Raw genomic sequence first — 9,408 nt, 5'->3', positions numbered from 1 at the left:
GGCCGAACGTGTCGAGGCCGAACGTGTCGAGGCCGAACGTGTCGAGGCCGAACGTGTCGAGGCCGAACGTCTCGAAGCCGAACGTCTCGAAGCCGAACGTGCCGAAGCCGAACGTGCCGAAGCGGAACGGGTCGAGGCCGAACGTGTCGAAGCCGAACGTGCCGAGGCGGAACGTGTCGACGCGGAACGTGTCGAGGTTGAACGTGTCGAGGCCGAACGTGTCGAGGCCGAACGCCGGGCAGCCGAAGCCGCCACGTCGACCGCCGCGATGCCGGTGGCGCCGCACGATGACCGCGACGACGCCTCGTCCGGTGATCTCGCCTCCATCTGGGGCGCGGTCGAGACCGTCACCCCGCCGCCGCCGCCACCGCCCGATCCGTCGACCCGCATCGACGGGCCGGCGCCCGCCGCTGCCACGTTCAGCCAGACGCCCGACGAGGTCGCCCCGGCGGACCCGTACGACAACACCGATTCCGACACGCTGCTGCCGCACGTGCCCTGGCGGGGCGCCGTGGCCGAGCCGCACCCGTTCGACACCGACGAGCACCGGCTCGATCCTGCCGACCGGTCCGCTATCGTCGAGGGCGGGCGGCCGTACCCGATCCCGCCTGCCGGGGCGCCTGACGACCGACCGCCGAAGATGGAGGTCAGCACCGGCACCGTGCCGACCTGGGCCTTCCGGGCGGCGACCCAGACGCCGTCGGGGCCGTTCTCCTACGGTGACCTGGCGCTCGATCCGCAGTCGCTGCGCAACAAGGTCACGCTCAGGGCGGGGACGGCGTCGCTGTCGGTCGACGACTCCGGCCTGCTCGTGCGGATGCGGATGCGACGAACGTCCATCCCGTGGCACGACGTGATGGGCTTCGAGCCGCGTTTCGACGACGACGGTGGCGGGCGCCTCGCGGTGCTGACGCAGTCGGGTCCTGTCGAGCTCGCTGCCACCCGGCGCCCGGCGGGCGAGGTGCGCTACATCCACGCGTTGCTCGAGGCCTACCGCCAGCGGGCCGCGCTGAGTGGCCGCTCCTGACCGGTCCCAGCGGGCACGCGTGCCAATGGGCAGGCTTGCAAGTGGGCAGGCTTGCCAGTGGGCTGGCTTGCTGATGGGCTGGCTTGCTAATGGGCACGGTGGCGCCGGGTCGCACCGCCCGGCCGCCGCGGCGTGCTCGTCCAGCTCGCCGGTCCGCGCTGTCGACGAGCGCGCGGGGCGCGGTGGTAGCGCAGCCCGGCGGTCACGCGTCGCGACCACGGTAGGTGCTCGTGCACCGATCGCCGCAGCACCGTGTGCGCACGCCACACCGCGTCGGCCTCGCCCGCGCCGACCCACGAGGTCGGGCTGAAGATCGCCGCGTTCGCCGAGTCGCCGATGTAGCGGGCCTGCGCCCCGGTCTCGCCGCCGAAGCGCTCGCGGGCCCGCGCGGCCACCTCGGCGCTCGTCGACGACGACAGGTCGGTCAGTCCCGCCTCGGCCAGCATGTCGAGGCTCTCCTGCCACGCCCCGACCACCCGCGTCCGCGGATCGCCGTTGCGCCTGCGCCGCCGCCTGCGTACCCATTTGCGTGTGATCAACCCGAGGAGGACGAGCACGACGAGGCCGCCGACGGCGGCGCCGATCACGACGGTCAGCGACGTGGACGAGACCCGGTGGTGCCCGCCCGTCGAGCTCCTCGGGGCGACGGCGTTGCCGTTCGGTGCCTGGGTGACCAGCCCGTTCGGCGTCACCGTCGGCGTGGGACTGGGCGACGGGCGGGCGCTCGCGCTGGGCTGCCTCCGCTGCGCGCCGAAGGTCGACGGCGACGGGTCGAGCACCACCCAGCCCCGGCCCTGCACCGGGACCTCGACCCACGTCCAGGCGTCGGCACCGGTGACGCGATGCGGCCCCGGGGCCACGGTCGCCGAGCGGCCGAGGCGGAACCCGGTGACGAGGCGCGACGGCACGCCGATCTGGCGCGCCACCAGCGCGACGAGCGTCGCGTACTGCTCGGGCGATGCCGCACGGTTGGGCCCGAGGATCGAGGCCAGCACGTTCGCGAAACCGGTGCCCCCACTGCGCGGTGACGAACCGGTGGGCGACGGGGTCGGTCGGCCCGAGGACGACGCACCGGTGGGGGCCGTCGTCCGGATCGGGCCGCCGGAGAGACGGTAGTTCGTCTGCAGGTCACGCGTCAGCGCACGCAGGAACGCGAGCTGGTTGCCGCTGCCGGTACGGGTCTCGGCGGCGAAGGCGGAGACGACGGTGCCCAGCGAACGGCCCACGACGCCTGGGATGCCCAAGTAGCTCGGCGGCGTCGACGTCGCGACGGCCGCGGTCGCCGGCAGGGCCGTGATGGACCCCGGGAACGCCGCCGAGCGCACCGTGTAGTCCTCGCCGCTGCGCAGGCCTTCGGCCGGCACCACCATCCCGCTGCTCGTGTCGACGTCGACGGAGGTGCCGATGACCCGTTCCGGGCGGTATACGAACGGCATCCACGGTGCCCCGTTCAATCCGCCGGATGCGATGCGGTACTGCTGGGTCACGGTGTGACCCGAGGGGCGCAGCCCGGGGTCCGTCTCGTCCGGCACCACCCCGCCGGACGGCCGGAACGTGCGCGCGAACGACCAGCCGTCACCGTCGTAGTCGTCCACGTCCGCGATCCCGACGTAGGCCGACGCGCGACGATCGACCGTGACCGTGAACTCCGGCCGGCCCTTGCTCGCCGGGTCGTTGGGGCGCAGGCCGGCGATGAAGCCGACCGGGCTCGACAGGGTGGCCCGGTCGATCGGCGGCACGCGGGACGCCTTCCTGGGCGGGCCGGAGAACGCGGACGACTGCACGACCGCCCCGGCCACCAGCGCAACCACCAGCGAGACAACGGCGCCCACGGCCAGGCCTCGCAGGGGCAGCACGCCGTCCGCCTGCGCCGTCTCGGCGTCGAGATCCTGCTCGATCCACGCCTGCGCCGCGCGCATGAGCAGCAACGTCAGCAGCAGCGCCCCGGCCAGCAGCGTGTCGTAGCGACGCCCGTCGGATGAGCTCGTCACGCCGCGCACGCTCGCGGCGTAGGCCAGGCCGAACGTCACGAGCAGGGTGACGTAGGGGAGCAGCGAGTGCCAGGTCCGGGCCACGCACTCACCGACGATGGCGCCCGCGACCCAGGTCAGGGTCACCGGCGCGACGAGCAGGGTGCGCGGGCTGACGAGCGGCAACGCGAAGCTCAGGATCTGCGCGGGGCCGTGCGCGATGCCGTCGTACAGGTCGGCGAAACCCACCGGCTCGTGCAGCGCGACGAGCAGGGTGAAGAAGACGTAGAGGACGAGACCGATCAGCGCGGTCTGCCAGAGCCGACGTACCCCGATCCCGACCGTCACGACCGGCACCAGCACGCCCAGGACCGCCGCACCGAACAGCGGCGCGGCCAGCACGCCGGCCGGATAGGCGCGCAGCCACGGGGCGGCGGCCAGCACCGTCGCCACGACGGCCAGCGGCACGATGGCGAACGGGACGAGGCGGCGGATCACCGTGAGCTCGCGAAGTTCCACGCCAGCGCGACCTCGTCGGCGTCGGCACCGACGATGATCCGCAACCCGGGGAAGCGCGGGACGGGCGTGCGGTCCGGGTCGATCGACACGACGACCAGGCGCTCGTAGCGACGGCGCAGCGCCGCGACGTACGGCAGGTCGGCGCGCTCGATCTCGCCGGTCACGACCACCAGGGACGTGCCGCCCCGGCTGCGGCGCAACCGGGTGAGCTCGGTGCGCAGATCGCCGTCGACCGACGCCTCGATGCCGGTCAGCAGGTCGACGAGCGGCGTCGCGTCGCGCAACCGAGGGCCACCGAGGGCGGTGCCGTCGGTGGTGCGCAGCTCCACGGGGGCCTTGTTCGCCGCGGCGGCCGTGACGACCGACGCGGTGATGTCGACGGCCTGTTCGAACGCGGCCTCAGTGTAGCGACCGGGCCGCTGGTCGAACAGCACGACGGAGTACGGCTGCGAGGTGTCGACGTTGTGCTTGACGACGAGGTGTCCCGCGCGGGCGGACGAGCGCCAGTGCACGAGGCGCAGGTCGTCGCCGTCGACGTAGTCACGCAGGCGATGGAAGGTGATGTTGCCCTGCGGGGAGGTGTCCGACGACGGGCCCTCGAGGTTGCGCGTGCGGCCGGAGGGCAGCGTCCCGAGACCCAGGACCCGCGGGTACACCCAGATGCGCTCGACCTCGGCCTGCTTTCGGGAACGCCGGAACAGCTCGAAGGAGTCGCGACGGGTGAGCTCGACCGGTTCGACGTCGAACACCCCGCGCCGGGTGGTCGGCAGCCGGTAGGCGCGGCTGCCCCGCTCGCCCCCGCGCAGTTTCGGGATCACCGTGCGCACGCGTTGCGAGCCGAAGACCTGCGTCGCGATCGAGACCGGGATGGTGCGACGACCGCGGTTGGCGAAGGTCAGGAAGGCGATGGCCGGTGATCCCTTCGGCACCCGGGGCGGCTGGATCTCGCGCTGGATGGCCAGCCGCGACGGCCTGGCGATCGCGGCGAACCCGAGCACGACCACGGCGAGCAGGCCGAGGCCGACGAGGTCGAAGGACAGCCAGTCGAAGGTCAGGCCGAGCACGAGCGCGGCGATGCCCGCCAGCAGCGTCCCCAGCCCGAAGATCGTCATGCGCGAACAGCATGAGCGCAGGACTCATGGGCATGGCCTCGGGCGGCCGGAGCGCAGCGCAGGTCGGTCATCGGCAGGCAGGCGTCAGGCCGATACCGCGCGAGGCACGGCCACCGACTGCACGGCGCGGGCGATGAGCTCGGTGCCGGTGCGTCCCTGCAGTTCCGCGTCGGGCTGCAGGATCACGCGGTGGGCGAGCACGACGGGGGCCATCGCCTTGACGTCCTCGGGCACCACGTACGGCCGCCCGGCGGTCGCCGCGCACGCGCGGGCCGCACGCAGCAGCGCGAGGCTGCCGCGCGGGGAGACACCGAGCCGTAGCTCGGACATCGAACGGGTGGCGGCCGAGATGGCGACGATGTAGCGCTCGAGCGCGGGCGCGACCTCGATCCGTCGCACGACCCCGATCATGTGCCCGACGTCGGCGGTGCTCAACACCGGTTGCAGCGAGGTGGCCGTCGACCCGGACTTCTGCGTCCGCAGGATCTCGGCCTCGGCGTCGTTCGTCGGGTAACCGACCGTGACCTTCATGAGGAAGCGGTCGAGCTGGGCCTCGGGCAGGACGTAGGTGCCCTCCATGTCGATGGGGTTCTGGGTGGCCACGACCATGAACGGCCGGGCCATGGCGTAGACCTCGCCGTCGGTGCTGAGCGTGCCCTCCTCCATGACCTCGAGCAGGGCGGACTGGGTCTTCGGCGACGCGCGGTTGATCTCGTCGGCCAGGACGATGTTCGCGAACACCGGACCCTTCTTGAACTCGAAGCGCCCGCTGGCCTGGTTGTAGATCGAGACCCCGGTGACGTCCGAGGGCAGCAGGTCGGGCGTGAACTGGATGCGGTGCCAGCTCAGCGAGATCGACGACGCGAGCGCCCGCGCCAGGGAGGTCTTGCCGGTTCCGGGCACGTCCTCCAGCAGCAGATGACCCTCGGCGAGCAGGCAGATCACGGTCTGTCGGACGACGTCGGGCTTGCCCTGGATGGCGATGCCGATGTTCTGGCAGAGCCGCTCGACGTCGTGGGCGACGCGGGGGACGGCCTCGGCGGGGCTGGACAAGGGCTGGCTCCTCGGCTCGGCGCTGGTGTGCGGGGGACGCTATCGCTGCGACCTAGTCCGGCGGGGTACCACCGACGGGAACGGCGTCGAGTGTCTTGGTCGTGCCGTCCAGATCCTGGTAGCTGACGGTCACCGTCCAACCGTCCGCCGTGGGGGTGTCGCCGCAGGTGACGGCCACGGGAGGACCGGTCGCCGGTGAGTCGGAGCCGTCACCGCAATCCGTCGTCGTCGGGGAGGACACCGTCTCGGTCCAGCCCTTGCAGTCCTTGATCGCGCTCGCGTCGGCCACAGAGAAGGTCACGGTTGGCGCGGCCGCGCTGCCCGACCAGGACGCGGTGATGCCGGCGCTGCCCGGGTCGCACCGGGGCGGCGTGTAGCTGGGCGCAGCGCCGCCGGTGACGCCGTTGACGGTGTAGGGGCCCTGGCCGGCGCCGAAGTAGGTGAAGTGCGAGACAGTGACCTGCCACCCGCTCCCCGAGGCGCCGTTGTTGTTGGTGGTGACACAGGACTGGTCGATGGTGACGGCCGGCAGGGAGTCCTTGCCGGTGTAGCCACCGCACGTCGTGCCGTCGGGGTCGGTGACCGAGACGTCGAAGTCACGGCCGAACTGGGCGACGAGCGGGTTGCCCGCAGTGATCGAGACAGCGGAGGAGGAACCGTCGCCGGTCCACTGCGCGGAGAAGCCCCCGTCGCTGCCCAGGCCCGGCAACGTCGGCGCGTCGACGGTGAAGGTCGTCGACGCTGCGTTGGACCTGGTGCCGTCGCCGAACAGAGGCGGGTCGGTGAGGTTCGAGGACTGGGCCAGCTGCACCGTGACCGAGCACGATCCGTAGTACTTCGTGCGGTCGATGCTGAAGGTGATGGGGTCCGCCGGGTCGATGTCCGGTTTCGTCAGGTCGAAACCGGCATTGCCGTCGCCGCATCGGAAGGTGCTGTTGACGAGCGAGAACCGCTCCCCGCGAGCCGCGTTGCTCGACAGGCCTCCGATGTGCACGGTGACGTCCGCACTCGAGACGCCGGTGTCGTCGGGGGAGTCGACCTGGGTCGAGATGGTCGGCCACGGTGCGATGGCGGCCTGGACATCGATCGGCCCCACCGTCACCGCGGCGTCGGGGTGCCGCGGCGGCGCAACCGACGCCCGCGCCTGGTACTTCTGGCCGGCGTTGATGCCCGTGAAGGTCACGGTGGATGCGGTCGTCGGCCCGATGGTCTTGACGACCGACCCGCCCGACAGCAGGGCGTAGGTGACCTGCGCGCCGACGCCGCCGAGGGCCGTCGTGGGGTTGCTGCCCGCGTCCAGGGTCACCGTGGCCGACGTCGTGCTGCCCAGGTTGTCAAGCGGCTCGGTGCTCGCGTGCAGGGAGAGCGCGCCGGCGGCGGGGGGCGCCCAGCTGTAGGTACAGGCGGTGTAGGCCGACGGCTCGCCGACCGTGCCCTGCGTGCCCGTGCCCTCGACCTGGAAGCGCAGCCCGCGACCCAGCAAGGCGCTGCCGCCGCGCAACTGCGCCGGGGGCTGCTGCACCGAGGTCGGATCGGCGGTCACGACGACCGGGGCGGGCGCGTCCGACAGCCCACGGCCGTCGCAGAACTCCGGGATCACCTTCCAGCTGGCCGCGGCCACGCATCCGCTGTGCGTCGAGCCGCAGGAGGAGAAGGTGACGTTCCAGTTGCCGGCCGAGTCGGCGGCCGCGGTGACGTCCGTAGGCGCGGCCGGGCCCTGGGGGCCGGTCGTGATCCGCTGGGCCGGTGAGAAGGTGCCCTCCCCGTTGATGAACGCGCCGACGGCGATCTCGTACCGGGTCGACGGGAACAGCCCGGCCAGGTTCACGCTCTGCTGGCCCTGCACCTGCACCGTCGACGGCGGTGACGGTGCGTCGGCGCTCAGCAGCTTGATCCTCACCTGGTACGTGGACGGCGCGCAGTCCTGCGGACTCAGCAGCGGGTAGGTCCAGGACAGCGCCACGGACCGCGATCCCGGCGTCGCCCCGACGATGGTGGGGATGTGCGGCTTCTGCCGGACGGTGCTGCAGTTGATGCGGTTGTTCACGGGGCTGTTCGCCCGCGGTTGGGTGGCGGGGGTCGGTGTCGTACGCGGAGCCGCCGCCTCGGCCCGGCTGCGGGTCAACGCCTCGGCGCCCCCGGCCGCGCTCACCGCCACCGCCGACGACTTCTCGATGGTCAGTGGGCGGTGGCTGCCGTCGGTGAAGACCACCTTCGCGTTCAGGTGGCTGGGGGAGTTGAAGATGACCCGGGCGCCGCGGGCCAGCACCGAGCCGTCGGAGAAACCGCCCGGCTCGACCACCCGTCCGTCCTGCTCGGCGAGCGGGTACGTGGCGGCGCCGCTGATGACGCCGACCCGGTTGTCACCGTCGATCCGCAGGAGCCGGCCGGTCGTGGTGTCCATCGTGTAGAGCGAGCCGCGGCTCGTGGCCGGTGCGGTCAGCGAGGCCGTCGCGGCGAGGCCGGTGAGCCGGCTCGGGCCGCGCAGTCCGTGGCCGTCCGCGCCGAGCGAGGCCACGCTCCAGCCGTCGCTGCCGTGGAACAGGAACGACAGCCGGCCCTGACCCGCCGACGCGGGCAGCACCCGGTCGAGCCCGGCGACCGCCGGGAACCGGGCCGTGCCGATCTGCGCCGAGCCCCGGAACACCTGGATGCGGTCCGCCGAGGCCATCCCCACGACGCCCAGACGTCCGTCCCCGGCCGCGCCCGCGGCCTTCACCGTCGCCATGGGCGAGGGCGAGGACGTCGCGGCGGCCGAGGCCAGGGCGGCGGGGCCGTCGACGCGGCCGTGGTCCTTGCTGGCCAGCTTGGCGCCGGCGCTGCTGCCGGCCGGCACGGACAGCTGCCGGACGGTCCGCCGCTCGCCGCTGCCCAGCAACAACCACAGGCTGCCGCCGGCGCTCGCCGACGCGCCGGCCGCGGTGCTGCCCGGCTCCGACATCGAGCGGAAGGCCCGGGGGCGGACCCGGGCCCCGACGTTGCCGGCCGTCTCGACCGTCGTCTGGCCGACGAGGTAGACCGACGTCCCGGTCGGCCCGGTCTGCTCGAGGTAGGCGAGGTCGCCGCTGGCGATCGCCGTGGCCCCCGTGGCGCCCGGCCGTTGCGCGATCGGCACGCCGCCGTTGGTCTTCACCACGAAGCCGGTCGAGGCGACCATGTTGAATTCCCCGCTGGTGCGGTTGTAGAGCAGCGTCCCCTGGTCGAGGGGCGCCACCCCTAGGTCGGCGCTGGTACGGGCACCCACCTGGGCGTCGGCATCGATCAGGCGCACGGTCGGCCGTCCGCTGGCCAGGTCGACCGCCACCGGGGCCACGGAGTCCGCTAGGAACACCGAGCCGCTGTAGAGGTCGAAGGAGCGGGCTCGGTCGGGGCTCACGAGGTAGGAGACGGCGACGACGGTGCCGGTGACGACGGCCAGGACGGCCAGCAGGGCGATCGCCTGCCGTCGGGTCGGACGGGCCGCGGCCGCCGCGGTCGGGGCCGCACGAAAGGCCGTGGGCCCGGGACGCCGGCGCGTGCGGGACACAACGGAATTCTAGCTGAGCAGGACGAAGTTTCACACCCGCCAAACATCACGATCAGGTGGTGCCCGGTGGCCCAGGTGTCAGGAGTGGCGTTTACCATTTCGGGTGACGGACGTTTGCGCCCGTCGAGCACCTGTCGAGCCTGGGCAGGGTGCCCGCAACGGCACGTGAGGGGTTTGCCTTGAGCACTACTGCCGAGTCGC

The 9,408-nt window shown here is 72.7% G+C and carries 6 protein-coding genes; 1 reads left to right on the top strand and 5 read right to left on the bottom strand.

Annotation, left to right across the window (positions count from 1 at the left end):
• Positions 1-286: hypothetical protein (locus ACFFCA_RS09590; protein WP_375484134.1), on the bottom strand; the 286-nt coding region annotated here is incomplete at its 3' end.
• On the opposite strand from ACFFCA_RS09590, the gene ACFFCA_RS09585 reads away from it, so the two are divergent.
• On the top strand, positions 275-1,027 hold the full coding sequence (locus tag ACFFCA_RS09585; RefSeq protein ID WP_375484132.1) for a hypothetical protein: 753 nt from the start codon (positions 275-277) through the stop codon (positions 1,025-1,027). The two genes, ACFFCA_RS09590 and ACFFCA_RS09585, sit on opposite strands and share 12 nt — an antisense overlap.
• A gap of 86 nt (positions 1,028-1,113) precedes the next feature.
• On the opposite strand, the gene ACFFCA_RS09580 is transcribed toward ACFFCA_RS09585, so the two are convergent.
• The 4 genes from ACFFCA_RS09580 to ACFFCA_RS09565 form a co-directional block, all read right to left on the bottom strand.
• Positions 1,114-3,516: a transglutaminase domain-containing protein gene (locus ACFFCA_RS09580; RefSeq protein ID WP_375484130.1), complete on the bottom strand. Its 2,403-nt coding sequence runs from the start codon at positions 3,514-3,516 to the stop codon at positions 1,114-1,116.
• Positions 3,492-4,628, bottom strand: coding sequence for a DUF58 domain-containing protein (locus tag ACFFCA_RS09575; protein ID WP_375484128.1), 1,137 nt, complete (start codon positions 4,626-4,628; stop codon positions 3,492-3,494). Before ACFFCA_RS09575 ends, ACFFCA_RS09580 begins: the two co-directional genes overlap by 25 nt.
• An 84-nt stretch (positions 4,629-4,712) precedes the next feature.
• Positions 4,713-5,681, bottom strand: coding sequence for an AAA family ATPase (locus ACFFCA_RS09570; RefSeq protein WP_375484126.1), 969 nt, complete (start codon positions 5,679-5,681; stop codon positions 4,713-4,715).
• 52 nt (positions 5,682-5,733) lie between these two features.
• Entirely contained in the window at positions 5,734-9,207 is a 3,474-nt protein-coding gene (locus tag ACFFCA_RS09565; RefSeq protein ID WP_375484124.1) for a hypothetical protein, read from the bottom strand.
• Positions 9,208-9,408: the final 201 nt, after the last annotated feature.

Source organism: uncultured Jatrophihabitans sp. (assembly GCF_964252635.1).
GTDB lineage: Bacteria > Actinomycetota > Actinomycetes > Mycobacteriales > Jatrophihabitantaceae > Jatrophihabitans.
Note: the sequence above shows the minus strand (reverse complement) of the source record. Positions and strands in the feature narration are given on the sequence as shown.